Origin of the sequence: Rhodoferax sp. GW822-FHT02A01, assembly GCF_038784515.1 — a bacterium.
Classification (GTDB): domain Bacteria; phylum Pseudomonadota; class Gammaproteobacteria; order Burkholderiales; family Burkholderiaceae_C; genus Allorhodoferax.
Window position 1 is genome coordinate 3,900,563 of sequence record NZ_CP152376.1, and the last position, 22,296, is coordinate 3,922,858.

General features: G+C 57.1%; 42 protein-coding genes. 5 read left to right on the forward strand and 37 right to left on the reverse strand.

Annotation, left to right across the window (positions count from 1 at the left end; genetic code table 11):
• Positions 1–15: 15 nt before the first annotated feature.
• Together AAGF34_RS18375 and recR are read left to right on the forward strand one after the other, a co-directional pair.
• The gene (locus AAGF34_RS18375; RefSeq protein WP_342617157.1) at positions 16–348 is read left to right on the forward strand and encodes a YbaB/EbfC family nucleoid-associated protein; all 333 of its coding nucleotides are present in this window, start codon (positions 16–18) and stop codon (positions 346–348) included.
• Between the two features lie 18 nt (positions 349–366).
• Complete coding sequence (gene recR / locus AAGF34_RS18380; RefSeq protein WP_342617158.1) at positions 367–957, forward strand: recombination mediator RecR; 591 nt, start codon at positions 367–369, stop codon at positions 955–957.
• Between the two features lie 14 nt (positions 958–971).
• Here recR and AAGF34_RS18385 read toward each other — a convergent pair whose 3' ends face one another.
• The 36 genes from AAGF34_RS18385 to AAGF34_RS18560 form a co-directional block, all read right to left on the reverse strand.
• Entirely contained in the window at positions 972–2,564 is a 1,593-nt protein-coding gene (locus AAGF34_RS18385) for a transglycosylase SLT domain-containing protein (RefSeq protein ID WP_342617159.1), read from the reverse strand.
• Complete coding sequence (gene gloB, locus AAGF34_RS18390; protein WP_342621133.1) at positions 2,561–3,331, reverse strand: hydroxyacylglutathione hydrolase; 771 nt, start codon at positions 3,329–3,331, stop codon at positions 2,561–2,563. Before gloB ends, AAGF34_RS18385 begins: the two co-directional genes overlap by 4 nt.
• Before the next feature lie 62 nt (positions 3,332–3,393).
• Positions 3,394–3,624 carry a hypothetical protein gene (locus AAGF34_RS18395; protein WP_342617160.1) on the reverse strand — a complete coding sequence of 77 codons (231 nt, stop codon included), beginning with the start codon at positions 3,622–3,624 and terminating at the stop codon, positions 3,394–3,396.
• Positions 3,617–3,817, reverse strand: coding sequence for a hypothetical protein (locus tag AAGF34_RS18400; protein WP_342617161.1), 201 nt, complete (start codon positions 3,815–3,817; stop codon positions 3,617–3,619). Before AAGF34_RS18400 ends, AAGF34_RS18395 begins: the two co-directional genes overlap by 8 nt.
• Entirely contained in the window at positions 3,814–4,446 is a 633-nt protein-coding gene (locus AAGF34_RS18405; protein WP_342617162.1) for a DUF551 domain-containing protein, read from the reverse strand. The genes AAGF34_RS18400 and AAGF34_RS18405 overlap by 4 nt, the downstream gene beginning before the upstream one ends.
• A gap of 127 nt (positions 4,447–4,573) precedes the next feature.
• Positions 4,574–5,257, reverse strand: a complete 684-nt coding sequence (locus AAGF34_RS18410) for a hypothetical protein (protein ID WP_342617163.1) — start codon at positions 5,255–5,257, stop codon at positions 4,574–4,576.
• A 1-nt stretch (position 5,258) separates the two neighbouring features.
• Positions 5,259–5,774 (reverse strand): hypothetical protein, encoded by a 516-nt coding sequence (locus tag AAGF34_RS18415; RefSeq protein WP_342617164.1) that lies wholly within the window; start codon positions 5,772–5,774, stop codon positions 5,259–5,261.
• A complete protein-coding gene (locus tag AAGF34_RS18420) occupies positions 5,767–6,135 on the reverse strand; it encodes a hypothetical protein (RefSeq protein WP_342617165.1) in 369 nt (122 codons plus the stop codon). The genes AAGF34_RS18415 and AAGF34_RS18420 overlap by 8 nt, the downstream gene beginning before the upstream one ends.
• Positions 6,132–6,329 (reverse strand): hypothetical protein, encoded by a 198-nt coding sequence (locus tag AAGF34_RS18425; RefSeq protein ID WP_342617166.1) that lies wholly within the window; start codon positions 6,327–6,329, stop codon positions 6,132–6,134. The genes AAGF34_RS18420 and AAGF34_RS18425 overlap by 4 nt, the downstream gene beginning before the upstream one ends.
• Positions 6,329–6,697 (reverse strand): hypothetical protein, encoded by a 369-nt coding sequence (locus AAGF34_RS18430; protein ID WP_342617167.1) that lies wholly within the window; start codon positions 6,695–6,697, stop codon positions 6,329–6,331. Before AAGF34_RS18430 ends, AAGF34_RS18425 begins: the two co-directional genes overlap by 1 nt.
• The gene (locus AAGF34_RS18435) at positions 6,694–6,957 is read right to left on the reverse strand and encodes a hypothetical protein (RefSeq protein ID WP_342617168.1); all 264 of its coding nucleotides are present in this window, start codon (positions 6,955–6,957) and stop codon (positions 6,694–6,696) included. Before AAGF34_RS18435 ends, AAGF34_RS18430 begins: the two co-directional genes overlap by 4 nt.
• On the reverse strand, positions 6,947–7,546 hold the full coding sequence (locus AAGF34_RS18440; protein WP_342617169.1) for a hypothetical protein: 600 nt from the start codon (positions 7,544–7,546) through the stop codon (positions 6,947–6,949). Before AAGF34_RS18440 ends, AAGF34_RS18435 begins: the two co-directional genes overlap by 11 nt.
• A gap of 139 nt (positions 7,547–7,685) precedes the next feature.
• A complete protein-coding gene (locus AAGF34_RS18445) occupies positions 7,686–7,907 on the reverse strand; it encodes a hypothetical protein (RefSeq protein WP_342617170.1) in 222 nt (73 codons plus the stop codon).
• Between the two features lie 133 nt (positions 7,908–8,040).
• Complete coding sequence (locus AAGF34_RS18450) at positions 8,041–8,529, reverse strand: hypothetical protein (RefSeq protein ID WP_342617171.1); 489 nt, start codon at positions 8,527–8,529, stop codon at positions 8,041–8,043.
• Complete coding sequence (locus AAGF34_RS18455) at positions 8,505–8,747, reverse strand: hypothetical protein (protein ID WP_342617172.1); 243 nt, start codon at positions 8,745–8,747, stop codon at positions 8,505–8,507. Before AAGF34_RS18455 ends, AAGF34_RS18450 begins: the two co-directional genes overlap by 25 nt.
• Positions 8,744–8,980: a hypothetical protein gene (locus AAGF34_RS18460; RefSeq protein WP_342617173.1), complete on the reverse strand. Its 237-nt coding sequence runs from the start codon at positions 8,978–8,980 to the stop codon at positions 8,744–8,746. Before AAGF34_RS18460 ends, AAGF34_RS18455 begins: the two co-directional genes overlap by 4 nt.
• The gene (locus AAGF34_RS18465) at positions 8,977–9,885 is read right to left on the reverse strand and encodes a DNA cytosine methyltransferase (RefSeq protein ID WP_342617174.1); all 909 of its coding nucleotides are present in this window, start codon (positions 9,883–9,885) and stop codon (positions 8,977–8,979) included. The genes AAGF34_RS18460 and AAGF34_RS18465 overlap by 4 nt, the downstream gene beginning before the upstream one ends.
• Positions 9,882–11,033, reverse strand: coding sequence for a recombination-associated protein RdgC (rdgC, locus tag AAGF34_RS18470; protein WP_342617175.1), 1,152 nt, complete (start codon positions 11,031–11,033; stop codon positions 9,882–9,884). Before rdgC ends, AAGF34_RS18465 begins: the two co-directional genes overlap by 4 nt.
• 142 nt (positions 11,034–11,175) lie before the next feature.
• Positions 11,176–11,637, reverse strand: coding sequence for a hypothetical protein (locus AAGF34_RS18475; protein ID WP_342617176.1), 462 nt, complete (start codon positions 11,635–11,637; stop codon positions 11,176–11,178).
• Between the two features lie 444 nt (positions 11,638–12,081).
• Complete coding sequence (locus AAGF34_RS18480; RefSeq protein WP_342617177.1) at positions 12,082–12,444, reverse strand: four helix bundle protein; 363 nt, start codon at positions 12,442–12,444, stop codon at positions 12,082–12,084.
• Positions 12,445–12,485: 41 nt separating this feature from the next.
• A complete protein-coding gene (locus AAGF34_RS18485; RefSeq protein WP_342617178.1) occupies positions 12,486–12,932 on the reverse strand; it encodes a hypothetical protein in 447 nt (148 codons plus the stop codon).
• Between the two features lie 32 nt (positions 12,933–12,964).
• Positions 12,965–13,351, reverse strand: a complete 387-nt coding sequence (locus tag AAGF34_RS18490; protein ID WP_342617179.1) for a hypothetical protein — start codon at positions 13,349–13,351, stop codon at positions 12,965–12,967.
• 108 nt (positions 13,352–13,459) lie between these two features.
• Positions 13,460–13,885 (reverse strand): hypothetical protein, encoded by a 426-nt coding sequence (locus tag AAGF34_RS18495; RefSeq protein ID WP_342617180.1) that lies wholly within the window; start codon positions 13,883–13,885, stop codon positions 13,460–13,462.
• Between the two features lie 27 nt (positions 13,886–13,912).
• The gene (locus AAGF34_RS18500) at positions 13,913–14,269 is read right to left on the reverse strand and encodes a KTSC domain-containing protein (protein ID WP_342617181.1); all 357 of its coding nucleotides are present in this window, start codon (positions 14,267–14,269) and stop codon (positions 13,913–13,915) included.
• A gap of 156 nt (positions 14,270–14,425) precedes the next feature.
• Complete coding sequence (locus AAGF34_RS18505; RefSeq protein WP_342617182.1) at positions 14,426–14,986, reverse strand: hypothetical protein; 561 nt, start codon at positions 14,984–14,986, stop codon at positions 14,426–14,428.
• A 9-nt stretch (positions 14,987–14,995) separates the two neighbouring features.
• A complete protein-coding gene (locus tag AAGF34_RS18510) occupies positions 14,996–15,826 on the reverse strand; it encodes a hypothetical protein (protein WP_342617183.1) in 831 nt (276 codons plus the stop codon).
• On the reverse strand, positions 15,819–16,622 hold the full coding sequence (locus tag AAGF34_RS18515; RefSeq protein WP_342617184.1) for a hypothetical protein: 804 nt from the start codon (positions 16,620–16,622) through the stop codon (positions 15,819–15,821). The genes AAGF34_RS18510 and AAGF34_RS18515 overlap by 8 nt, the downstream gene beginning before the upstream one ends.
• Positions 16,623–16,642: 20 nt before the next feature.
• The gene (locus AAGF34_RS18520) at positions 16,643–16,984 is read right to left on the reverse strand and encodes a hypothetical protein (protein WP_342617185.1); all 342 of its coding nucleotides are present in this window, start codon (positions 16,982–16,984) and stop codon (positions 16,643–16,645) included.
• Positions 16,981–17,433, reverse strand: a complete 453-nt coding sequence (locus AAGF34_RS18525) for a hypothetical protein (protein ID WP_342617186.1) — start codon at positions 17,431–17,433, stop codon at positions 16,981–16,983. Before AAGF34_RS18525 ends, AAGF34_RS18520 begins: the two co-directional genes overlap by 4 nt.
• Positions 17,430–17,630 carry a hypothetical protein gene (locus AAGF34_RS18530; RefSeq protein WP_342617187.1) on the reverse strand — a complete coding sequence of 67 codons (201 nt, stop codon included), beginning with the start codon at positions 17,628–17,630 and terminating at the stop codon, positions 17,430–17,432. The genes AAGF34_RS18525 and AAGF34_RS18530 overlap by 4 nt, the downstream gene beginning before the upstream one ends.
• A complete protein-coding gene (locus AAGF34_RS18535) occupies positions 17,627–17,914 on the reverse strand; it encodes a hypothetical protein (RefSeq protein WP_342617188.1) in 288 nt (95 codons plus the stop codon). The genes AAGF34_RS18530 and AAGF34_RS18535 overlap by 4 nt, the downstream gene beginning before the upstream one ends.
• Positions 17,911–18,309 carry a hypothetical protein gene (locus tag AAGF34_RS18540; protein ID WP_342617189.1) on the reverse strand — a complete coding sequence of 133 codons (399 nt, stop codon included), beginning with the start codon at positions 18,307–18,309 and terminating at the stop codon, positions 17,911–17,913. Before AAGF34_RS18540 ends, AAGF34_RS18535 begins: the two co-directional genes overlap by 4 nt.
• Positions 18,310–18,807: 498 nt before the next feature.
• Complete coding sequence (locus tag AAGF34_RS18545; RefSeq protein ID WP_342617190.1) at positions 18,808–19,224, reverse strand: hypothetical protein; 417 nt, start codon at positions 19,222–19,224, stop codon at positions 18,808–18,810.
• A complete protein-coding gene (locus tag AAGF34_RS18550; RefSeq protein ID WP_342617191.1) occupies positions 19,221–19,457 on the reverse strand; it encodes a hypothetical protein in 237 nt (78 codons plus the stop codon). The genes AAGF34_RS18545 and AAGF34_RS18550 overlap by 4 nt, the downstream gene beginning before the upstream one ends.
• Positions 19,458–19,514: 57 nt before the next feature.
• Positions 19,515–20,132 (reverse strand): hypothetical protein, encoded by a 618-nt coding sequence (locus AAGF34_RS18555; protein ID WP_342617192.1) that lies wholly within the window; start codon positions 20,130–20,132, stop codon positions 19,515–19,517.
• An 88-nt stretch (positions 20,133–20,220) separates the two neighbouring features.
• A complete protein-coding gene (locus AAGF34_RS18560; protein ID WP_342617193.1) occupies positions 20,221–20,631 on the reverse strand; it encodes a helix-turn-helix transcriptional regulator in 411 nt (136 codons plus the stop codon).
• A gap of 73 nt (positions 20,632–20,704) precedes the next feature.
• Here AAGF34_RS18560 and AAGF34_RS18565 point away from each other — a divergent pair, with 73 nt between their 5' ends.
• On the forward strand, positions 20,705–20,947 hold the full coding sequence (locus AAGF34_RS18565) for a hypothetical protein (protein ID WP_342617194.1): 243 nt from the start codon (positions 20,705–20,707) through the stop codon (positions 20,945–20,947).
• Between the two features lie 149 nt (positions 20,948–21,096).
• On the opposite strand, the gene AAGF34_RS18570 is transcribed toward AAGF34_RS18565, so the two are convergent.
• Positions 21,097–21,420 (reverse strand): hypothetical protein, encoded by a 324-nt coding sequence (locus AAGF34_RS18570; RefSeq protein ID WP_342617195.1) that lies wholly within the window; start codon positions 21,418–21,420, stop codon positions 21,097–21,099.
• An 88-nt stretch (positions 21,421–21,508) separates the two neighbouring features.
• Here AAGF34_RS18570 and AAGF34_RS18575 point away from each other — a divergent pair, with 88 nt between their 5' ends.
• A complete protein-coding gene (locus tag AAGF34_RS18575) occupies positions 21,509–21,679 on the forward strand; it encodes a hypothetical protein (protein WP_342617196.1) in 171 nt (56 codons plus the stop codon).
• A 234-nt stretch (positions 21,680–21,913) separates the two neighbouring features.
• Positions 21,914–22,261, forward strand: coding sequence for a hypothetical protein (locus AAGF34_RS18580; RefSeq protein ID WP_342617197.1), 348 nt, complete (start codon positions 21,914–21,916; stop codon positions 22,259–22,261).
• Positions 22,262–22,296: the final 35 nt, after the last annotated feature.

A 22,296-nucleotide genomic window follows, 5' to 3' on the forward strand; every position in this document is an offset into this window, starting at 1 on the left:
CCTCGAAGGAAAAACATGTTCAACAAAGGACAACTCGCCGGACTGATGAAGCAAGCGCAGGCGATGCAGGACAATATGAAGAAGGCCCAGGACGAACTGGGTCTGATCGAAGTCAGCGGCGAATCCGGCGCTGGCCTGGTCAAGGTGACCATGACCTGCAAGCACGACGTCAAGCGCGTGATCATTGACCCCAGCTTGCTGGCTGAAGACAAGGACATGCTGGAAGACCTGGTGGCTGCAGCATTCAACGCCGCAGTGCGCAAGGCCGAGGAAACGTCCACCGAGAAAATGGCCAAGATCACTGCAGGCATGCCCGGTCTGCCCGGTGGCATGAAGTTCCCGTTCTGATCACGCACCCTCCATTGCATGTCTGATGCCCATTCGCTGGACGCACTGATCCAGGCGCTCAAGCGCCTGCCGGGCGTGGGCGTGAAGTCGGCGCAGCGCATGGCGTTCCATTTGCTGCAGCACGACCGCGCGGCGGCACACAACCTGGCGCGTGCATTGGACGATGCCTGCAAGCTCACGCGGCACTGCGAGCTGTGCAACACCTTTACCGAGCACGCGGTGTGCGACACCTGCATGAATGCTGCGCGCGACCAGACCAAGCTGTGCGTGGTCGAGACCCCGGCCGACCAGTCAGCCATGGAGCGCACCGGCGCCTACAAGGGGCTGTACTTTGTGCTGATGGGCAAGCTTAGCCCGCTCGATGGCATTGGGCCGAATGAGCTGGGTCTTAAGAAGCTGTTCGAGCGCGCCTGCGACGGTGTGGTGCAGGAGGTCATCTTGGCCACCAACTTCACGGCCGAAGGCGAGGCTACTGCGCACGTCATCAGCGAAGGGCTCAAGGCCCGCGGCATCAAACCCACACGGCTGGCGCGCGGCGTGCCCGTGGGGAGCGAACTGGAATACGTGGATCTGGGCACCATTGCCCACGCGCTGGTGGACCGGCGCTAGGCCGGTCCCGCCCGTTACTTTTTCTTGCGTACTTTCTTTACTGGCGCCGTGGGGCGCGCCGCGACGGCCTTGGTCTTGCGCACCGCGGGCTCCGCAGCCCTGCGATCAGAGGATGCAGCCTTGCTGGCCTGGCTTTGTGGCAGGAACAGGATCACCGGCTGCTTGGCCTTGAAACTAGCCGACGCGCTGACGCTGTTCCACTGTGCCACATTGGCCACCGTGACTTTGTATTTGGCAGCCACGGACGCGACCGTCGCCCCCTTGACCGCGTGCACAATGGTCTTCTTCAGCACGATCTCGGGTGCCAGCGACACTTGACCGCCGTCGGCCACCTGGCTGGTGACTTCCTGTTCATTGTGTGCGGCACGCGGAACCAGCAGTGCGGAGCCGGGACGGATCAGCATGCGCGGCGGAATGTTGTTGACGCTGCGAAACTCCGCTTCTCCCATGCCAACCTTTTTGGCAGCATCTACCGGGCGCATGGTGGTAGGCGCCACCCATACGGTCCAGCTGGCCAGCCTGCCGCCGGTATACGCGTCCAGATTGGTCTGGAAGACCTTTGCGTTGTCCCAAGGCAGCAGGATCTGCGGAGTGCCCGCAGCCATGATCACCGGCTTGTTGATGGAGGGGTTGAGCGCCTTGAAGTCGTCGATGGGCACCTCGGCCAGCTTGGCGGCAATGGCCACGTCCATATCGCGGCGGATGGTGACCGTATCAAAGTACGGGTGGTTTCCGATATCGGGCAGGCGGGAGTTGAAGGCATCCGGCTGGCCTACGATGTTTTTGATGGCCTGCAGCTTGGGCACGTACATGCGCGTTTCCATGGGCATGGTCAGGTCCTGGTAGCCCGTACCCAGGCCCGCGCGCTGGTTCTTGCTGATGGCGCGACCCACACTGCCTTCACCCCAGTTGTAGGCCGCCAGCGCCAGGTGCCAGTCGCCAAACATGTTGTAGAGCTTTTGCAGGTAATCCAGGGCGGCACGGGTGGAGGCGAGCACATCGCGCCGGTCATCGCGAAACACGTTTTGCTTGAGCTCAAAAGTGCGGCCGGTAGCGGGCATGAATTGCCACATGCCGGCGGCCTTGGCGCTGGACACCGCCTGCGGGTTGAAGGCGCTCTCCACAAAAGGCAGCAGGGCCAGCTCGGTGGGCATGTTGCGCAGTTCCAGTTCCTCAACAATGTAGAAGAGATACTTCTTGGAGCGCTCGGTCATGCGGAAGATGTAGTCCGGCCGGGTTGCGTACCACTGCTCGCGGTCGTGTACCAGATCGTTGTCCAGGTCCGGCATGGCGTAACTGCGGCGGATGCGCTCCCACAGATCCTTGGGCGGTTCCATGGACGCCACGGCACGTGAGCTGCGTTGGTCAGCCTGCGGTGAGAAACCATAGTCGGCAACCGGCCCGTTGGCGACTGAACCGGTGACTGCCGGGGTGGACGCGCGGGGGCGCACTGGGGACGGTGCAGGCTGGGTACGGGGTACAGCTCCTGTTTGCTGGCCTGGTGTCGGTTCCAGGGTGTTGGGTGGGGCCGGCACGGGGTCGACCACTGTCGCGCAACCTGTGAGCCATACCAGTGCACACAGGCCGAGCAGTTTCAAACCATTCATCGGTATTCGTTCTTCCATTGGCGCAACGTTGCAAATGCGCCTGCTTGCTCGGTCATCGCAGCATCATGCGTGCGGGCGGCGGCCATCACGGCAGGCACGCGACTGCGAAGAAAGGGGTTGATTCTGCGTTCCAGAGCAATCGTAGAGGGCAGGGTGGGTGTGTTGCGGCTGCGCAGCTCCTGGCAATGGGTGTTGTATTGCTGCAGGTCGACATTGGCGGGCTCTACCGCCAGCGCAAATTTTAGGTTGCTCAGAGTGTATTCGTGGGTGCAGCAGACGCGCGTCGTATCGGGCAGTGCCGCCAGGCTGTCAAGCGATGCCAGCATCTGGGCGGGTGTGCCTTCAAAGAGCCTGCCGCAACCACCGCTGAACAGCGTATCGCCACAGAACAATAGCGGAGCGCCGTTCCAGTCTTCGCAGTAATAGGCGATGTGCCCTGCGGTGTGGCCGGGCACGTCGATGACGCGGAACGTCAAACCCATGGCTGTGCAGCTGTCGGTGCCGCTCAGACGTTTCAAGGGCTCAGGCATTTCCTCACCGGCCGGGCCGAAAACCTGGGCGCTGGTGGTATCACGCAACTGCGCTACACCGCCGGTGTGATCCGCATGGTGGTGCGTGACTAAAATGGTTTCGAGTTGCAGGCCTTCGCGCTGAAGGGCCTCAAGCACCGGTTGGGCATCACCTGGATCCACCACCAGTGCTTTGCGCCCGTCGTGCAGCATCCAAATATAGTTGTCAGCAAAAGCAGGCAGCGGAATTAACTTCATGAGTGAATCGATTATAAGTTGGAGCGATTCCCAATGAAGGGGTGCCGTTGTCACACTTTGTGTCACACCAAACCGGCTTCTCGCATGGTTGAGTTTAGCTTCATGGCCTTTTCAACCTGGCGCTTTACATGGGCATCAAAGTCTTCTTTGCGCACGTAAAGTGGGCCCTTGCGGGTGCCAGAAAGCCGAAAGGCAGGGAATGGCAGCAGACCCAGGGAGGCCTTGCGTTGGGCAATGCGTTCGGACAGCCCCAGATCGCCGCAGATGCTCGAAAGCAATAAAAGATCATCCATTTAAACACTCCTTGTATTCCTCAACAGCCCGCTCTGCCACATCCTCGGGCTTTTCCCAGGCCAGTCCGGACGCGCCGTTTTCCCATGACTGCTTTTCAGCGCATTGACCGGCCATACTCAGGGCCTGGGGCCAATCCTTGACCACAGCATTGATTTGCCTGGCGCAGGCGTTTACCCATTCGCGGCGGGTCATTTCTTCTCTCCTATGCCGTGGGCGCGTAACTCAAACTTGTTTGCGTAGTACTCGCTGCATTCATAGCAGGTCATGTCGTACACGCCGACAGTGGGATTGTTTCCTTGCTTGAAATGTTGGCAACTGGCGCACCCCATATTGGATGTGTTCAATGATTCCTTGACTGGCGCTGTGCCTGGTGCTGGTGGTAGTGGCATCCAGTGGGTGTAAAAGCACTCTTCGCCATCAATTTTTGCGGAGTGAAGCATGTTCCGCAAGTAATGGCCCGTCTCGATCTTCATCTGCCCGGACTGGCTCAAACATAGTACTTCCTCAGTGCTTGAGGGCGCGCTTTCAATCGGCCTCCATGTCGGCTCAGGTGCTGGCTGTGGGGATGGCTTGCACACAGAACAGCCACTCCAAGCAAGCGCCTCATGGATAGCATCGCGCAACCGTGGGTAAGCGGCGGTATCCCAGCACTCTGGGTAGTGCAGCATGGTTGCCCAGTTCACCGGGAAATTGTCTACCGGCTCCGTCTCTGGCTGTGCAAGCGCGGCGCGGAGTGCTACGGCAGTAGCTTCTGTGTTGTCGCCAAAATATAGCTCTAGAGAGTCTGCAGCCCGCTCCATCAATTCCCGGCTTACTTGCATGATGCCTCCTTAGCGCCCAGCAGTGTGAATAAGCCAATGCGCGAGCCGCAGCGCCAGCACCCGGCTACCTTGCCCCATGCACACTCAGGGCAACCGATTGCCAGCTTGCGTAGTTCTGTTGTGTCAATCATTTGGATGCCTCCAGCACTTCATTGATGCGGGTGAGGGCGGCGTCGATCTGCTCATTGGCTTCATCGTCACTGCCATCCACAGCTTCCGGGCAACGATCTCGATACCAGTCGAGGCCGGTCTTTGCAGTATCCAGCGCATCCCTCGCAGCCTCCAGAGCCTCCTTGGCCTGTGCTTGCTGGGGTGCCGCGTTCTTTGAGCGCAGGGCGGATTCGATGGCGCGGGCGAATGGAACGGCCCGTATATAGTTGCGGCTGCTACCCGGCCACATCGCGTTGATTTCCTCATCCGTCAGCCCCACCCATGCGCTGGCTGGCTGCTGTTCTTCAACATGCTTATGACCAGAAAACTCCAGCATATCTTCATAAGTGAACAGTGGCTCAACCAGGTCATCGTGTTGTGGAACACCGCCATTACTGAGAACTTCTAGAACCTGATTTGCATGGGTCTGCAGATCAATGAATGGAGCACCAGATTTGGCACGCCAACTCTTAGGTGTTGGAATGTGACGCTGAGCTGGTGCCATAGCGTTAGCTGGGGCTTTGGGCGCGGCGCTGGCTGGCTGCTTAGTTGCCATCAGTACGGCTTCAAGGTCTGAGCGCATCATGTCGCTGGCGGCGTAGTCTTTGGGCTGGCCGTGTTGCGCGAATGTCAACAAACGGGTAATGTGTGCGGGTGTCATATCAATCCTTTGTATACAGCTTGGTGCCAACAGGCGGAACTTCTTTGTAGAAGTGCGTGCGAATCTGGATTGCGTTGAATGGCTTGCCCATGTCTTCGGCAACTATTTCACCAACAGGTTCTCGTTGTACCTCGCTGGCTGGCTGCTGGGGTGCTTGGTGGAGGTAAAGACTGGCATCTTGCGGTATCGCAATAGACCCAAGAACGGTCGTAATGTGCACGCCATTTTCGTTGACATAGGCGGAGCCGAAGTGTGCCACCGGTTCCGCTTCCCGCGCATCCTTGATGATCCGGTCGAGGGTGGCTAGGGTGCGTGACGCGTTGACTAAGGCCCCGCCTGCTTGCTCCGCAACATCTTCGTGCAGCGCCAACGGGCACTTATCTGTGATACCGGCATCTGCCATTGCAGCGTACGACGTTGACGCAATAGCCTCGTTCTTTTTGTGAACAAACCGTAATGCGTATTCAATCTGTGCCAGTGCCTCGCGCACAGCTTCCAGTTTGGTGATGTCAGTCATTGGGTTGGTCCTTAGTTGGAAAAATACTTATATCAACCCATCGGCGGTCACTGAAGACAGGGAAGTACAGGCTACATGCCTGCCTGCCATGCGGTTTCTCGGACCAGTCTACAGTTGAGTAAACAACATTTTCCTTGCCATCGGCAAAACGCAAGCCACAGCTTTGCGCTATCAGCTTCAATAGCTGCTCGCCATTGCCGCGAGCCTTCTCGTCCCAAGGCACCAATAACAAATCAAGGTCGCGGGTAAACGATCCGTGCATGACGCAGGCGTATCCGTACTGCCATGCAATGATGCGGGCTTGTGTGTAGACGCGCGCATAGTCAGGGTCCACAATACCGTAAGGTTGTCCGTCTTTCATGATGCGTCTTTCACTGGCTTGGCGATGAGTGGCGGAATAACCTTGAAGCGAGTCTCGGCCTTTTCTGCTGCCTCACTGAGGTCCATGTGCATAATTTGCCAATCTTGTAAGCTGCGATCTTTCTTGGCCTCAAGAACAAGCCTTGCTATTTCCAAGAGCTGATCATGGATATCTTTATCAACAGTAATCTTCATTAGATAGCCTCTTGGGTAGTTTTAATTTTTGGGTGCAATTCGTATTCCCCAACTTGTAATTCGTACATTTCATCCAGTCGCTCAAGATCAATAGATTTGGAATCCCCATTCATCTTTACAACGACTGTGCACACCGGCTGCGAATGAATAGCCGCCTCACGCGCAAGCGCTGCGTCTCGCTCGGCCTCTGCTGCTGCCAACTTGGTGCGGAGTTGTTCAATTTCAATGTCTTTAGGCGACTTCTGGATGGGTGTATTAAGCGGCACCCAATGCGCCTTGGAATCTCCACAGGAATGCGGCTGTACGCAATCTGGAAGGCCAAACGAGTCAGAGTATTTGCACGTCATGCAGCTTGGTTCTTGGCTCATAGCTGTTGCTCCTTTGCACTCAATTCAGTGGCTATCTTTTTCATCCGTTCAAACAGAGCATCAGCGCCACCGGGGTACAGCATTGCCACGGCTCGCCACTTCGCAGCGTCCTTCTCTGCTTTCTCTGCGCGGGTGCGGAGTTGTTCAAGCTCGGCGGCTTGGGTGCGCAGCATCCTTGAAGCTGCCCAAACATCATTTGGGTGAAGCGTTGTTCTATTAACGTTTATACGGTCGGCTATTTCGCGCGCTTCATTGGTCATTCTTTTGCTCCAGTAGTGCGGCGTCGATGGCGGCGTCCAATGACTCGCCAAAAAGCGCCCATGCATTGAGGAATTTAGGTCCATCGCAAGCGACGTGAATTTCTTCGTTTACTTCGCCATCTACCAATGTGTCATTGCGCAGCCACCGATACCGAGCAGCATCCTTCTCCAGCGCTTCGCAGCGGGTGCGGAGGTCGGCATGCTCGACAATAAGTAATGCAACTCTTTCCTCACCATCGGTCAGAAGATTTATTACACAATTAAGTTTCTCCACCTCTGCCAGCGCATCTGCAAGTTTCGCGTTCAAATGAACTATCTCCTCTCGCATCTCAGGAATACAAGTATTCAAATGGTGAGCTTCTTCGAGGGCTTGGGATTGGGCGGTGAGGGCGGGCAAGAACGGAGTGAGCGTCTTTCTTGCCGCTGATCCTTGCCGCCATTGAAGATCGTTATCGCTCCCTTTTGCTCCGAAGTTGGTAGTTCCGAGGAAGCCTGCCCTCCACGCAGAGCGCGGAGAACCTTCCGGGTAAGGATTCAAGATGTCCGCCAGCGCCATCAAGTCCGGTTTGGGTTCTGTTGTGGTGGTCACGGCAACCACCTCGCACCAGCCATCAAAACACAGCCAATAACGCAAACTATTCCCATAGGCAAAAGAACACGTCGCTTTTCTCTATAAATGAACCAGGCGCAGAATGCGATCCACGCGATGAAGGGTAGGGGCCAGTAGGTCATTTCCATTCCTCGCGCAGAAGCAAGCGACCAGCCATTGTTTCGGTGTCAACCTCAAAAACACCATAGTCGCCAAACTCAAAGTAGTTGCGCGAAAAATCTTGGCGCTCCTTCTCCATACGAGGCGTAATATCGTCTTCGTTTTCCGGCAACGGATGACGCGCTTGGATGATTTCATAGATCAAATCCGGGTCTTTGAATTGAATCTGAACTTTGCTCACTTCGCACTCCCTGTAAATTTATTCACACCTACGCACCACGCTTTAGGAGGTGTATAGGGCTTCTGGGTTGATAGGCTTGGCACCTTCAGTGCATCGTTTGCACCTGGGCGTACTGGTTGCATGGTGGGGATGTTCACATCGTCCCCCGAATCTTTGTCATCTGCTCCAGGCTCCAGAGCGCTGCCTTCACGGCAATGCCGTGTCGGTCCATTTCGATAAGTCCGTCCATGACATAGCAAGCAGCGCGTGCGATGTTGATCTGCTGGCCATTGAAGCCAACGCGGCCAGTTTTTCGATACCTGGCAATCACGTCTTCGTAAATGTTCAGCTGGTCGGCCAACGCCTGCGCCGCTTCGTCGGTGAAGTCCACGCCATCGGCGGCCATGAGGCGCATGAACTGGCTGTAGGTAAACCCGGTTTCAATCCAGTCCCAAAGAGTGGCACTGTCGGCTTGACCAAGCCGGATCAGGTCGAAAAGGTTCCAATGCGTCAGCTTGCAATCGAGTTGCTGTTGTTCGTCAATCTTGGGCTGCCAGAACTTTGGCAGCTGGTTGAAGTGCTGGCGCTTGGCGTGTGAGGAATTTCGGTGGAATGTTTTCATTGGACAAACCCTTTCGCCCATGGCATCACTTGTTGGGTTTTTTGGACCCACTGGGCCGTGCCCAGCAGGCGTTGGACTGCTTCGTCACGACCAGCTACAGCGGACATGCCAAGGCCGCACATGCTGGCCAGCTTCATCAGCACGTTGGCAATGTCTTCAGGGGTCTCGCAGTCGCAGGAATTGACGTATTGCGCGATAGTGGCGTTTGCCAGGACTTCGGCGGCGTCTGGTGTGATCATGCTGCAACTCCCTGCTCTGGGCGCTCGTTGCTGTACGGCGTGTATTCGCCATCACCCTGTTCGCACATGTCGGTGAAGCACTCCGGGTGCATCTTTGATTCAAACCAACGGCCTTCCCAGTTCCCTTTCTGGTAGTCGTATGCGTCACCTTTATTGATGGTTTCGCCGCAATAGCTGCAGCGGTGGGCCTGGCGCGCTTTGCGCTGTTCCGATGGGGTGTAGAAGTTACTCATGCCGCAGCCCTCAGAGCATTGATGACGTCGCATGCAACTACGGGCACCACGGCATTGCCCAACATGGTGTTTGCGTCATGGACGCGTGGCGGAAGCTTGTAACCTACAGGGAAGCCCATGAAGGCGCGGTTTTCGTCCACTGTGACCATGCGCATGCGGTCGCCGTCCACTACGCCCCAGCGAGCTTTCGTGGTGATGGTTCCGATGGGCCGCTCCAGGCTGCGACCGGTGAGCCCGGAACCTTTGCCGTAGTAGGGCATAACGAACCGATCACCGTGCCGCGCCCTACCGTTGCAGGCGCGAGCGCGGGTCTTCTGCACGCGGTTGGCCAGTAGCGACCATTTGCCCGCGCCAAAGTCAATCACGCTGGACGCCGCGGCATGCGGTCGGCGCGGAAGAGTCAACTCCAATGGGTTCTTGCTACGAGTAAGCACGATGTAGAGCCGAACCCGATGTTGCGGAACACCATGATCAGCGGAGTCGATCAAGTGCGGAGATACTGCATAACCCAGTGCTGTTATTGCGGCGCACCATGCCGGGAACAAAACCCATTTTGCGAAGTCTTCGACGTTCTCAACAACGCCCAGTCTTGGGCGGTGGCACTCCAGTGCATCGACCACGGCCCAGGCGGTAGAACGCTGCGCGTCGTGATGCGCCTTTTCCTTGCCGCGCGCCCGGCTATGGCCTTGGCAGGCCGGGGAAGCCATCAGCAGGTCATGGGCGGGAACTTGCGTCCAGTCGGCCTGCTGCAGGTCCTGGCAAACGTGCAAGGTGTTGGGGTGATTGTTGGCATGCACCTGAACAGCTGCTGGCCAATGGTTGGCCGCCCAGATGACACTTACACCCGCCATGGCGGCTCCAGTGCTGAATCCGCCTGCACCTGCAAAGAGGTCGATAGCTTTCACACCAGCACCTCACGGCTTCCATCTGCACGCATTGCAGAGACAACGCCAGCGGCTTCCATGGCGTCAAGCAACCTGGCTGCGCGGTTGTAGCCGATCTTCAAATAGCGCTGCACCATGGAAATGCTGGGCTTGTTGTGGGCGCGCACGATGGCGACTGCATCGTCATAGAGTGGGTCCGGTCCATCGCCGGTGTGCGGAGGTGTTTCGCTATTCGCCCCATGCGTTTCACTTTCGGCAGCTTCTGTTACGGAAACCTCCCCGCCAAGCACGTCGATCAGCGCAGGTATCAGCTTGCCCAGTTCACCTGTCGTGATGGCCACATTGGCATCAAATATCTCTTCAAGTTCTCCAGAGATGCTGCGGTGCGTATCAAACACCACGTCCAAAATGGTGATCTTCTTGAGCTGCAGACCCTCAGTCAGGACAAACGACACCCGGTCGTTGTAGGTCAGCGCCAGGCGCGTCGGCATCTTGCCTTGGGCGATATGGGCGGCCACTTCGTCAATATCCAGTGCGTGACGGCCGTACTTGACCACCGCCTTAGATTCGTCGCAGGCCTTCAGTTCGCACTCGCGGTCCACGGTGAAACTGTTGGGGCTTTCCTTCATGCTCAGCCACCAAGCCATTGCGGCGGCGGGCGACGTCTGCGTGCTGATCAGGTGCAGCGCCAGTCCTTCAATGGACCGCACGAGGGCAGTGACAACCGTGTCGGCTTTGCCCTGACTGCCTGCATCGACCACCATCAGGCGCTCCACCGGGTCAATCCAGACCAGAGTAGCGAACTGCTTTGAGAACGCCATCGGCAGCAGAGCCATGCGCACGTCGTCCATTATTTCGCGCCGCTCCTTCTTGCCTGGCTTGCGGCCGGTCTCTGCTTCGACCTGGGCAAAGCGCTCCTGTGCAGTGCGCTTCACAACATCCGCAGGAACAGACTTGATTTCCGTCATCAGCTTGAGAATCCACTGACCGCCTACTGACTCCAGCAGCGCGCCGTGCTCATGCCCGCGTGGCGGCACCCAGCCTATAGATTTCTCTTGCGTGGCTCCGCACGGCACGAATGCAGCTACCTGCAGGGCATCCTCCAAGGTCTGATGCACTGGCGTCCCAATTGGGCTGACCAGCCGATAGATAAAGGCGTTTTTGATCATGATTTCTTCCTGAAAGTCTTGGTAAGGTCGCCATTGATGACGTGTCCGCGTTTGCGCAGCAGGTTTGCCACCAGCGCGCGGTCGGCGTGGCTGTGAGTTGCCTGACGGAGCAGGCCGAAGTAAGAATTTCCCGACTGGTGGATCAGCGAGGCTGAAACTTGCCGGGTTGCTTTGTTGTGGTGAGTGCTTTTTCGACACTCCATCCGAGCTTTGCAATGCGCATGCGTAGCGCGTTCGGCGTGATCCCCGTTTCGTGCGCCCACTCCGTCAAGCTCTTGGTAACTCCGTTGTGCGTGAGCATGACCGCATGGCTTGGGCGGTTTCGGTTTTGCTCCGCCATCGTTGCCCAGCGGCAATTCCCTGGCTCGTAGTCCTTGCTGGAGTCGATGCGATCCAGTGTCATTTCCTTGCTGGGGCACTCGCCCATGTCTGTCAGGAATGATGCAAAGTCCTGCCATCGTTCGCAGACCACAATGCCCTTTCCAGCATGGCTGGGGTGCAGGTGTGCATTTGTGGGGCTGCACCGCTGCATCATGGATTTCCATCGGGCATAGGTCAGCGTTCCATGGCCGCCGTGCTTTGTGTTTCCGTATGGGTTGCTCATTTGCGACTCCTATCGACAGGTTTTGAACCTGCCCACCACGACGCCAATCATGGGTGGCAGACTGTGCAGGGTTGGCGTACCGGGATAGGACCGGCGCATCTTTCGATGCCCCCGCACAGCCCGCCGTAAAGCGAGCATGAAAAAAGCCGCAGACCTGAGTGAGGGCGCGGCTTATGCGCCTATCTTCCGGGACGCCAATCCCGCCCTCTTTCGAGGTATCGCAATCATACATCGCCAGCGCATTAAATGCAATTCCAGGCATACGATGCGTACCTTTCGCGCTATTGAGGCCACCCGCCCGAAGGCCGGAGCCGATCAGATGGGGAGCTGCACCGGACCAGACCAGCGCGGGCGCGGCGGTATCCGTGGTGTGCATGTCGGTGACCTTGTGGGCCAGCGGCGCGACCAGATTCACTATGCGCACAGGCATGAGGGCCTTGACCGTCATACAGCAGGCGCCCTGTTCGTACGTTTGAGCCAGCCACCAGCCTGTTTGCCGACGCTACCCAGCAGCTCTATCGAGTCAGCCCACAGCTCAGGTCCGATATGCCTGGCATCGAAGCTGACACGGAATAGAACACTGGCTGCACGTTCACGCGTGAGCAGTTGCTTGATGTAGTCGGTTCGCATATCGCCTTGGGAGGCGTTGGCCAGAGCCATCAGGTCCAACATATCCACGCAGTGCTGGATGATCTTCTCGCCCAGCACACGCTTTACTGTGCGCGGCATCTGCACCTGGGCCTTGATAGCCAGATCAAGCAGCTTGATGCCGGTTCGGTGGATTGGAAGTTGGGTGTGGATGGCCATGGTTGGCGCGGCTCAGTTCAAAGAATTAAAGGACCAAAGAATCAAGATCTGCGGACTGCCAGAGCGCCGCCCTCGGCGCTCTTGGGGCGGCCGGCGGTGCCATTTGAGGTGAAGCACCAGGCATACGATGCGTTTTCCTCATGGGTCTTGTTGGTCCAGGTCCAGCGAGTGATAAGGCCGGGACAGTTGGCTTTGATCAGCGCGCACTCTTCGGGGGATGGCGCATCGCCACCTGCAGCCTTTGCCCACTGCTGGGCACCGTCGAAGGTGTAGCTTTCTTCTGAGCGCGCAGCCAGGACGATGACATCGTGCAGGTGGTTTCCATGCTCATCCAACTTGGCGCCGGCATAGCATTCGCCGGGGCGCAGCTCAATGGTGCGGCCTTCGATCTTGATGACCTTGACCTGAGACTGCTCTTTGAACTTCTGGATGAGTGCGCCAAGTTCGGTTTGCTTGGCCTCGATGGTTTCAATGGTGATAAGAGACACAGTTGGCTCCTGTGAAAAAAAGGATTGAAGAACTAAGCGGTGATCTGAATCAAGCGGACTGCCAGAGCGCCGCCCTCGGCGCTCTTGTGGGTGAGGTTCGTGTCGCCATCTGAGGTGAAGCACCAGGCAAACGAAGCGTCGTAGTCTTCGTCGATCCAATACCAGTCGTCTTCGAGTTCCAGATTGCTGGCAAGAAGTGCTGCCTCGACCTTGCTGGGAAGCTTGCCGCCGCGCTCTGCGGCATAGGCCTTAGCACCAGAGTGGTCCAGGTCTTCGCCACGACCGGGCAGTCGGATGACAGCGACATTGGTGCCGTCCTTCTGGGTGACGATCCCGGCGTATTCGCCGCCTTCAAACTCGGCGCGAAGTGCTGGGAGGTCTGCAAACTGGATGGACTTGATTAGGGTTTCAGTGGTCATTTGGTGCTTTCAGAGTTAACTTATGGGTTAAGGGGTGGGCCGACTTACTGTGGAAACCAAACGAGGGAGGCGCATTCAGTAGGCAGGGAGCTGTCGGCCCGAAACTGGTTAGGCCGCGAGCTGGTCGACCAAGTGCTTGGGAGCGAAGTGCGCCCGCGCCACTGTTGCCGACTGGCGGCTGGTGAGGGTGCGCACACCGCCTTTTCCGGGCGGATTGCTGCTCAGAAACTTCAGCGCCAGCGCGCGCACCGGATGCATGACGATTACCGGGCGACTCTGCAGCACCTGGTCATCGGACTTCGGCCATGTGGCCTTGATGGGCTGCTTGGGTTTGCGCACACGTACCTTGACGGGCTTGGCGACACCCTGCACGGGGTGCTTGCGCATGCGCATTTTCTTGGACACAAGGGACAGGTGTTGCAATGGAACGCCGTGGGCAATGGCCTTGGCATAGCGGTTGGACTCGGCGCGACGGATGACGTATTGGTCGCGGGTTTCGCCTTCCAGGCGCTGGGGTGTGTGAAGGTTGTTCATGGTGAGTCTCGTGGGGTTGGTGGTGGGTTAGGCCGCAACAGCCGTCTGGGCGAGGCCGCCAGCTGCCGCCGCAACCGCGCTCTGAGGGCCGTCTTCAGCTGCCGCGACCGGATCGGGATAGAACTTCTCGTAGGGCAGGTCCTGGATGTGGGCGCCGAAGTACTTGCCGATGGACTCAGCCTGCACCAGGGCCTGGTGCGTTTCTTTCGACACGTTCGGGTAGTGATAGATTGCGCCGGCGCCGCGCGGGAACGTGACGGCCAGCGTCTGGGTGGCTTCGTCGTAGCCGATGGCGGCGACCTTGTTGCTGGTGACGGGCACCAGGGCAATCGGTGGGCGTGGACGGTCGCTGTAGGCTTGAGGTGCTTTGAATTCGCGGGGCATGGTTTTCTCCTGTTGGTGGCGGGTTAGTGAGTCATCGGGCGGTTTTCTTTGAGGGCCAAGGTCACGCCCTCGTCATGGAAGTCGCGCTCGGTTGGAAATCCGAATGAGCAACTGTTCTCGGCCAGCGCGTGGATGCACTTGCGCAGCAACTTGCGGTCATTGCAACGCCCAGCGCGGACTCGGATGTGGTAGTTCTGCAAACACGGCAGCGCTCACGTCCAGCTTTTCGACCATGGCAATGCCAGTGGCGATGCGCTCTGCGGTGATACCTTCGCAGCGCGTGAGGCATGCGCGGATCAGGGCGATCTTGTCGCGCAAGCCCTGCACACGGGCAGCTTCGATGCGCTCGCGCTCGGCCTTTTCATCGGCACGGCGCTTTTCATCGGCCTTGATCTGCAAATCGATGTGGGTTTCCAGCGCCACGATTTCCTTGGTGATGCGCTCGGCTTCGCTGTCGATCTTCTTGCCAAACTCCAGTGCAGGCGCCTTGAATTCCTTGCGCTTCTTCTCAAGGCTGGTGCGCAGGGTTACCAACTCCAGGCGAGCGGCACGGGCTTCCTTGTCGCCCTTGGTGGTGGTCAGATCAAACACCACGCCCGCATGCTTTTTGCGCAGCGCTGCCAGATCGGCTTCGGTCTTGCTGTATTGCACCAGGACCGTCGAACCGCTGATTTCTGCGCGGTCCAGTACTTCAACTTCTTCAACTACTTCTGACATGGTGACTCCTTAAAAGACGAGTTCTTCCACGGCGATGGCCGGGACTTCGGGGACTTGGATGGGGGAGGCTGGCGGGGGCGTGCTGGCAGCGCTTGCGGCAACTGCGGCACCAATCCGGTGAGTGCGGTCAAACTCTTCTAGCACCTGGACGTAATAGATTCGAGCGGCGGCGATCTTGACGGCCATGGCGGCTTCCTTTTCCATATCGCGCTCGACCACCCATGAGGTGATACGGTGGTGCTCTGGAATATGGTCAACGAAATGCATTGCCGGAGGCTCGTATCCGATCAGGTCATCAGGTGTGTTGACCAAGGCGTAATCCACTGACCATCGTTGGGCATCCCAGAGCTGCATGTAGCCGCGCATCTGCCATTCGTAGATAGAGTCTTTGCAATCAGCCACGACAATAGGAAAGGTGCCGATTGACCATGAGGTCTTGAGGTCATGGCCCAACCTGATGGGTGCGTTATACAAATCGCACTCGCCAGTAATGAGCCCGTTCTGCCGCCGCTCGGTGTTCTTGACGAGGGACAGGCCGCGCACACGGTTGAGCAAAGCAATCGACTCGCCTTCGCAACGGATGCCCTTTTCCATCGGCTTGCTGGAAACCTCAAAATCGACACCGAATATTTCTTGTGCTACCAGCTCGCGGATGTAGGTCTTTGCGCCCTCGGAAAGGGTCTTCGACTTGGCATCAGCAAGGATGGCTTTCTCTTCATCAGTGCGCTTTTTCTTGGCCTGAATTTCGGCAATTTCATCAGTCACCAGACTGGGGTCAATGCTCACGGGCTCAGTCATGAGCTTGCCAATGGAAGAGCAGCGGAACAGGATTTCACGCACGGGCGCCTCCAGCATCTGCAGCCTGAGCTGCTTTGCGCATGCCAGAGAAGTCCTGCTGCAGGCGGCTACGCTGTTTGGCATCCAGCTTTCCCCACCATGCGGTCAAAGCCTTCAATCCTTGCATGGCAGCATTGCGCCCATCCTGGCGCGCCACTGCATCGGGGTCTTCAGCATCGCTACCGGTTTGGCCGTTCTCGTCGTCTTCATCCCCAGTGGCTGTACCGGTGATTGCCAGTAGTGATTGGCGCTTGAGGTAGCTTGCCGTGACTTGCATGTTTTGCGTTGGTGAGTTCACCGACAGATCGCCCGGTGGCCCTTCAAGCTCCAGTGTTTCGGCGTGGCCTGCTTTATGTTCCAGGTAGCAAGTCACGTAGACCCATGGAACATCGTTTTCAACGCCTTCGATCATGCGGCGCTTGTAGCCAAACTTCTGGTCATGACGGAAGCTGAAGCCATGCTTGGAAAGCGCAGGCGAAATGCGCGAGCAAAGCTCTGAATATTCGGCTTGATGGAATGACCCGCCGCGACCACGATCCACATATTTGGTTTTCGGGATCACGATGTTCTCGCCACGGAACGCCGCAAATGCGTCTCGGAATGACTTCTCAGCCTCACGCTTTTCCCAGCGCTCCTGCAGGTCCATCATCTTCTCGACCTGTTCCAGCGATGTGCCCATGGATAGGGCCTGCATCATGATTGCGGCAGGACTGCCCTGCTGGGCAACCAGCGCGCCCGCTTGTGATGGCTGCTTTTCAGGTCCAGCTACCTGCTCAAGCAGTTCGAGCTCTTGTGTCATATCTTCTTTCAGGTGGTGGGTTAAAGGTTCGAGGCGACTTGTTTGATGACGCGTGGAATGCAGACAAGCTGGCCCTGGGTGTTCCAGGTGAAGCCGCCTCCCATGGACTCGCGGCACAGCTTTGCTGCGGCAAGATCGCGCTTCAATTCGCGCTTTTGCTGCTGCGCTTCGCTGGTAGAGCGCTGCTCGTCGTGGCGGTCCAGCATGTAGCCCAGCGAACCCAGCAGGAAGACGGCCAGAAGGACGTTGACAGCAATCCAAGACTTGCGCATGGGCTTGTCGATCTCGGGCAGTTCGCAGGCTTGGCGCACCGGGCAGCCGTGGCCTTGGGTGCATTGGCCGTAGTCGTTGCAGCAGTTCACAGCGTGCCTCCAGCCTTGGCGATGGCATCAACAGCGGCGCGCAGGTACGGATCGCCTTCAACCATCTTGTCCAATGGGTCGCATTCGCCGCCCAGGAACAGAATGCGATCGCGCCCGGTCTCCAGCAGGTTCACGTACGCACGGCGCAGGTCTTTCAGCGCGGTCAGCAGCCCATCAATAACTTCGTCTCGCTCGTCGTAGACATGCACCTCATGGGCGGGCACATACTGGCGATGGATGCGCACCTCCGGGTAACCATCGCGCTCTGGTATGACGATTGGCTCATCCAGGGCAATTTCTACCTTGAGCGCGCCGTCTTCGATGCAGAGCATGCGCACCTTGCCCACGACGCGCTGGCCTTTGTAGTCATCCTGGTGGCGGACCTTTTGACCAATGCAGAGGCTGTCCGGCGCAGTCGCTTTGATTTGAGGATTCTGGGTTGTGCTCACAGCCGTTCTCCCGTAGCCCGCAGGTAGTCCTGCTGGCGGCCAATGGCATTGCTCATTTCTTGCCGTGCCTTTGGGTCAGGCTCGTAGGTCAGCTCGCGCAGCCAGTCGAAGTCGCCAACGATCTTGTGCACGATGGAGCCAGCAGGCACTGCAGAAAGCAGGGCGGCGGCCACAGATGGGGGGATGGAGTTGGTCACGATGCAATCTCCCTGCACTCAATCGAATCGGAGGAAAGACCGGCCGCGATGGCTACGGCTTCCTGTTGCTGAAAGTCAGCGGCTGGGCGGCGCGGGACGTGGGCCAACTTGAAGAGGTCGACGGCAGCCTGCAGCCGAACGCGCAAAGGATTCAGCGGGTCGGGAATGGTGAGGATCGTTTCCTCCACCTCGTTCTGCAGGTCCAGCGCGATCTGGGGGTTCTCTTGGATGCTGCGGACCAAGCTGCCCGGCGCGCCGTGGGCCACTACGGTGATGTGGTTCATGCCGTCCTCCGTTCCAGCACAGTCATGTGCGCCGGGTTGAAGGGTTGCGGCCAAGTGCCCCAGCGTGTCCAGATGATCTGGTCCCAGCCGTTGCACTCCATGTTGCTGATCAGGGTCTGCTTAGCGCTCGGGTTGGCTTTGACCTGTTCCAGCGTCTCCACCTTGCTGTCAGGGTGGTAGTACCACTGGGGCTCAGTGCCGCCACTGTTGACGGTGCCTTGGTAGGTCTTTCCGCCATCAACAATGTCTTCGCGCTCGCACAGCACAAAGGCGTATGCGTTATCCGGCCAAACGACAGCATAGGGGTCCATGCTCTCTACTGGGACCTGCCAGTTCTCCCCGACGAATGCACCAGGAGCCCAGAAGGTGGCCCAGCGCTTGGTGACTTTTTCCATGCTCACTCCAGTGGTTTGACACCGAGAGCTGCAAAGCCGGAAGACCACCAACAGGGATGACGAGGCGCCTCCCACATGGTGGAGATCGGGCAAAGCCGCTCTCACCAAGGAGAGTGAATTGGTGTGGTGGACGGGCTGCCTTTGCACCGTGACACGCCACGCTTGCTGCTGTCACAGCTTCGGGTTCGTGCCCATCTGTCGGCGGCATCCGACGCGGCTTGGAACAAGCCAGCTCAGACCATACGCCCACCACACCAATTCACTCTCCATCGCATCCAAACCACTGCGGAACACAGTTCCTAGAGCGCCCTCCGCACTTGTTCGGGCTTACTGGCCTCCCCGCTTGCCAGCTCTTGTCGCGTTTGGGTTGCGATTGGATTTGAGTCTACCGGATACGGTATCTTATGTCAACCGAATTCGGTATATTGAAAGTAAAATCTTTCCATCAGACGCAAAAAAGCCCTCGCTGGGAGGGCTGGTCTTCGGGGTTGAATGCCGTTACCGCTTAGGGGTTGGCGGATTGAGTTGCGGAGCCGGTGCGCCGGGAACGTTGATGATGATAGGGGCTTGCTGGGATTGGGGTGACGCTTTGGGCGAGGCGTTATTCAGCACAAAAGTCATCACCGTAATGCCAGCGGCACCAAGCCCAATAGCGGTGCCAACGATCCACTTCACCATTTGAGCCGTCATTTCGTGAAGGTCGGTCTTGGTGGCAAAAGTGTCCAAACGCGTTTCGATACGCACGAGCCGTTCGCCGATGGTGACGAGCTTTTCGCTCGTATCTTTGGCGAAGTCTTCAAGTTTGGCAACACGTGTTTCCATACCCCCATCATACGGCGGCTCACCACCCACTGGCAAATCGGGGCCATCTTTAGGGGCTCCTGGCCATCCTGAATGTCCTTGAATGACGGTCATAGCTCGGGCACCTCATGGTCATCATGAAGCTCGGTATAGCCGCATTTCGGACACTGGAAAATGTTCGTAATGAAGAGTTGCCCTGTTTGGTTTGCCATGATTTTCCAATCTGGGTTCAACTGTGCGATCATTCCCGTAGGCTTCTCGTAAATGATTTCTCCCATGCTGAATTTCCCATTGACCTTATCAAGTGGCCCATGGTCATAACGACAAGTGGGGACTATTTTTATCATGACTTAATTCCTACCAGCTTCCCACGATCCGCGTGGGCGCGGTTAATTTGTTCTTTTCTAGCCTGCCTCTTTAGCGCGACAGTCTTTAGCGATTTTCCCACCAAGGGCATCATTCAGCGTTTTTCCCGCCATTGTCATTACCCGTCCATTCATGAACTCCACCACGATACGCTCCACGTGAATGCATGTTATTGAAGGGCTGTACCAGACGCGACTCCATGATTCTTCGAAGTCTTCTGCTTCAAATTTCAATGGGCCGGTAAATAAAAGGTCGGTAGTCGAGACCCCGTTTATGTCAGACCTTACCTTATCGCCAACTGCATTAAACGGGGTGGCTTTAATTTGCAGGTATTTAATTGCAGAGGTTTTGTTCGGATTGGAAATTATGGCATCCACTCTTACGCCGCCCAGTGAATCCATATATCCGATACTGAAGTTTTGCAAAAATACCTTTTTACTTTTAGAGGCAATTCTCGAATTAATTAATTTTTGCCTATTGGCAGATTCTTCTTTGTCTTTTTGCTCCGATTCCGTTACACAAGCGTCTACTGCAGATTGATCAACCTCCATAAATTGGGATGACCCAAGGGTCATTGCGCAGGCCTCGCGTGACAAGGCAGCATTCCCAATCGAAGGAGCCAATGCCATCAGCACGATATAAATAATCTTATGCATCTCTTTGATTATGGATTGGGTATGTCAATTTCACCATTTTGGGGGATGGTAGGATTTTCCCAGATTAGGTATGGTTTAGTAAATAAGGCTAACTGTTTGTGGAGCCGTTTGCTTTGTGTTGGACGGCGGCCTCTTGCTCTTCAATAACGCGCTGCAAGTATCCCTGCACAAAGACGCGATTTTCGAGGGGTAGGGATTCGTATCTGTTTTTGTTGACCATTGGCAGATCCCATCCGCCACCCGAATCACCGATGGAAGGAAGGTTGGCCGGGTCAATACCGGGTACCAGCAATTGCCAAATCTCCACCTTCAGCGCATCGGCGATCTTTTCCAGATTGTCGACACCGACGCTCGTGTTCTGCTCTTCAATCCGCTGAATTGTGCCGTTTCCAACTTCGCTTTCACTGGCGAGCTTTGTGATGTTCTTCTTGCCATAGTGGTGGCGCATCAAGCGTTCGATGTTCTCCCAGAGCACCTTTTTCACGTCTTTTTTCTTCATCGCGGGAACGTAACGCAATAGCCCTACCGAATTCGGTTGACTTGAAATACCGAATGCGGTATCTTCAGGGCCTATGGACATACAAATTCCCGCCATATCCGGTATTCGCACCCAACTGGCAGGCTTGTCGCACGCCCAGGTGCAGCAACTCGCCATTGCTTCTGGCGTGCCCTTTACCACCCTCTGGAAGATCAGAGATGGAACAACCTCGAACCCTGGCATCGAGACCGTTCGGTTGTTCTTTCCGCACATTGCGGCATTCACTGTGCCCGAGCTCAAAGACCCCGAAGGCGCTTCAGCAGTGCAGGGGGCTTGAGGTGCGAATGACCAAGCTCTTCATGGCGATGGCCAATTCCAGCCTCATCACCTGGGCGGCTGACTGGCACGCCCGCGTGAACCATGTGTTCCTGAAAGAAGAGTTTGCAGGCAATCCCGTGCAATTGCGCGATGTGCTGCCCTGGCGCGTCAGTTCTTTGGGAAACGTGAATTCAGCCACGCCCCATACGTCGTCTGATTGTCCCCTGCGTACCAGTCCGGACCAATCTGCACAAGCACCACGTTCTTCATCGTCATCTGATCTTCCCGAGCAATATTGTCCGGAAACGCCTCGTACCAAATCCTGTACACGGGGAGATCGGTCGTGATGAACACGCCTACTCCGCGCGAATCTATCCAAAGCGGTGATGCCGCCGGATCGACCTTCTCCTTGAGCCGGCCAATCACGGCTTTGCCTACTGCTGCATTGCTTGCAGTCAGCGACAGCAGCATCAAGAAATTCTTCTTTTCCATGGGTGCCCCTTTCAATGGACGTGGTTGTGTGAGAACTCCATTCTCCATTGACTGCGGGCTGCCCACCAACTTCCGGGAGGTCTGACCCATGGACGGCCCCATCGTCAGCAAAGACACCATCTTCGAACAAGCCCGCACGGCGGCTGAGCTCGGCCAAAACGTCCACGTCGCCAACCCATATCCACCCATGAGCGCGGCACACGCTGCCTTCGAGCGTGCGTATTGGGCTTGGGTCAAAGAGCTTGAGGCCGTCGCCTAAATGACTTCCACGCTGCGCCATCGCGCGCGCTCCCTCCGAGCCCGTCGTGGCTTTCTTGGTGTGTCCCAATGCCGCGCACTGTCGCGGGGTGCCTCCTGCGGCATCAAGGCAGAACGGGCACACCAAAAAGGCTTTGATTTCGGGTTTGAACATGAACTTAGTTTTGACCCGCGTCAACCGGTAATGCAACTGGTAATCCCATTGCATTTTTGTATTCACCCCATGGAGGCACCCATGAAACAGAAAGAGCTCCCGCTCCTTGGGAGGCTCGACGCCCCCAGCGTAGTTGACCCTCAACTTGTCAGGCAATGCAAGACATACAGAGATGCTGTGAAGCTGTGCTGGAGGCTTCGCCGGGTCAAGTACATGACGCAGGCCCAACTGGCCGCCGAGGCCGGTTTGTACGCGCCTCACGTATCAGGTTATCTCCACGATGGAAAGCACCAGCGCGACCTGCCCGGAGACAAGGCGATGGGATTTCAATACACATGCGGCAATACCGCGATTGCGCAGTGGCACAACATGAATGTCCAGCTCACTTGCGCAGAGGAAATGCAGTTGGTGATGAGGGCTGTGGCATGACCTCTTACGAAGACTTTCTTCGCCAGAAGATCAAG

Bases quoted from the DNA above. Each gene is read 5' to 3' on its own strand.
- AAGF34_RS18550 (WP_342617191.1), bottom strand. From the start codon at position 19,457: ATGATAAAAATAGTCCCCACTTGTCGTTATGACCATGGGCCACTTGAT.
- AAGF34_RS18475 (WP_342617176.1), bottom strand. From the start codon at position 11,637: ATGAGCAACCCATACGGAAACACAAAGCACGGCGGCCATGGAACGCTG.
- AAGF34_RS18450 (WP_342617171.1), bottom strand. From the start codon at position 8,529: ATGGGCGAAAGGGTTTGTCCAATGAAAACATTCCACCGAAATTCCTCA.
- AAGF34_RS18535 (WP_342617188.1), bottom strand. From the start codon at position 17,914: ATGAACCACATCACCGTAGTGGCCCACGGCGCGCCGGGCAGCTTGGTC.
- AAGF34_RS18385 (WP_342617159.1), bottom strand. From the start codon at position 2,564: ATGAATGGTTTGAAACTGCTCGGCCTGTGTGCACTGGTATGGCTCACA.
- AAGF34_RS18400 (WP_342617161.1), bottom strand. From the start codon at position 3,817: ATGACCCGCCGCGAATGGGTAAACGCCTGCGCCAGGCAAATCAATGCT.
- AAGF34_RS18515 (WP_342617184.1), bottom strand. From the start codon at position 16,622: ATGACACAAGAGCTCGAACTGCTTGAGCAGGTAGCTGGACCTGAAAAG.
- AAGF34_RS18495 (WP_342617180.1), bottom strand. From the start codon at position 13,885: ATGAACAACCTTCACACACCCCAGCGCCTGGAAGGCGAAACCCGCGAC.
- AAGF34_RS18430 (WP_342617167.1), bottom strand. From the start codon at position 6,697: ATGAGCCAAGAACCAAGCTGCATGACGTGCAAATACTCTGACTCGTTT.
- AAGF34_RS18455 (WP_342617172.1), bottom strand. From the start codon at position 8,747: ATGATCACACCAGACGCCGCCGAAGTCCTGGCAAACGCCACTATCGCG.
- AAGF34_RS18500 (WP_342617181.1), bottom strand. From the start codon at position 14,269: ATGCCCCGCGAATTCAAAGCACCTCAAGCCTACAGCGACCGTCCACGC.
- AAGF34_RS18575 (WP_342617196.1), top strand. From the start codon at position 21,509: ATGGACGGCCCCATCGTCAGCAAAGACACCATCTTCGAACAAGCCCGC.
- AAGF34_RS18460 (WP_342617173.1), bottom strand. From the start codon at position 8,980: ATGAGTAACTTCTACACCCCATCGGAACAGCGCAAAGCGCGCCAGGCC.
- AAGF34_RS18565 (WP_342617194.1), top strand. From the start codon at position 20,705: ATGGACATACAAATTCCCGCCATATCCGGTATTCGCACCCAACTGGCA.
- AAGF34_RS18560 (WP_342617193.1), bottom strand. From the start codon at position 20,631: ATGAAGAAAAAAGACGTGAAAAAGGTGCTCTGGGAGAACATCGAACGC.
- AAGF34_RS18570 (WP_342617195.1), bottom strand. From the start codon at position 21,420: ATGGAAAAGAAGAATTTCTTGATGCTGCTGTCGCTGACTGCAAGCAAT.
- recR (WP_342617158.1), top strand. From the start codon at position 367: ATGTCTGATGCCCATTCGCTGGACGCACTGATCCAGGCGCTCAAGCGC.
- AAGF34_RS18375 (WP_342617157.1), top strand. From the start codon at position 16: ATGTTCAACAAAGGACAACTCGCCGGACTGATGAAGCAAGCGCAGGCG.
- AAGF34_RS18410 (WP_342617163.1), bottom strand. From the start codon at position 5,257: ATGACACCCGCACACATTACCCGTTTGTTGACATTCGCGCAACACGGC.
- AAGF34_RS18490 (WP_342617179.1), bottom strand. From the start codon at position 13,351: ATGACCACTGAAACCCTAATCAAGTCCATCCAGTTTGCAGACCTCCCA.
- AAGF34_RS18425 (WP_342617166.1), bottom strand. From the start codon at position 6,329: ATGAAGATTACTGTTGATAAAGATATCCATGATCAGCTCTTGGAAATA.
- AAGF34_RS18555 (WP_342617192.1), bottom strand. From the start codon at position 20,132: ATGCATAAGATTATTTATATCGTGCTGATGGCATTGGCTCCTTCGATT.
- AAGF34_RS18420 (WP_342617165.1), bottom strand. From the start codon at position 6,135: ATGAAAGACGGACAACCTTACGGTATTGTGGACCCTGACTATGCGCGC.
- gloB (WP_342621133.1), bottom strand. From the start codon at position 3,331: ATGAAGTTAATTCCGCTGCCTGCTTTTGCTGACAACTATATTTGGATG.
- AAGF34_RS18435 (WP_342617168.1), bottom strand. From the start codon at position 6,957: ATGACCAATGAAGCGCGCGAAATAGCCGACCGTATAAACGTTAATAGA.
- AAGF34_RS18395 (WP_342617160.1), bottom strand. From the start codon at position 3,624: ATGGATGATCTTTTATTGCTTTCGAGCATCTGCGGCGATCTGGGGCTG.
- rdgC (WP_342617175.1), bottom strand. From the start codon at position 11,033: ATGATCAAAAACGCCTTTATCTATCGGCTGGTCAGCCCAATTGGGACG.
- AAGF34_RS18405 (WP_342617162.1), bottom strand. From the start codon at position 4,446: ATGCAAGTAAGCCGGGAATTGATGGAGCGGGCTGCAGACTCTCTAGAG.
- AAGF34_RS18545 (WP_342617190.1), bottom strand. From the start codon at position 19,224: ATGACCGTCATTCAAGGACATTCAGGATGGCCAGGAGCCCCTAAAGAT.
- AAGF34_RS18540 (WP_342617189.1), bottom strand. From the start codon at position 18,309: ATGGAAAAAGTCACCAAGCGCTGGGCCACCTTCTGGGCTCCTGGTGCA.
- AAGF34_RS18580 (WP_342617197.1), top strand. From the start codon at position 21,914: ATGAAACAGAAAGAGCTCCCGCTCCTTGGGAGGCTCGACGCCCCCAGC.
- AAGF34_RS18415 (WP_342617164.1), bottom strand. From the start codon at position 5,774: ATGACTGACATCACCAAACTGGAAGCTGTGCGCGAGGCACTGGCACAG.
- AAGF34_RS18505 (WP_342617182.1), bottom strand. From the start codon at position 14,986: ATGTCAGAAGTAGTTGAAGAAGTTGAAGTACTGGACCGCGCAGAAATC.
- AAGF34_RS18480 (WP_342617177.1), bottom strand. From the start codon at position 12,444: ATGGCCATCCACACCCAACTTCCAATCCACCGAACCGGCATCAAGCTG.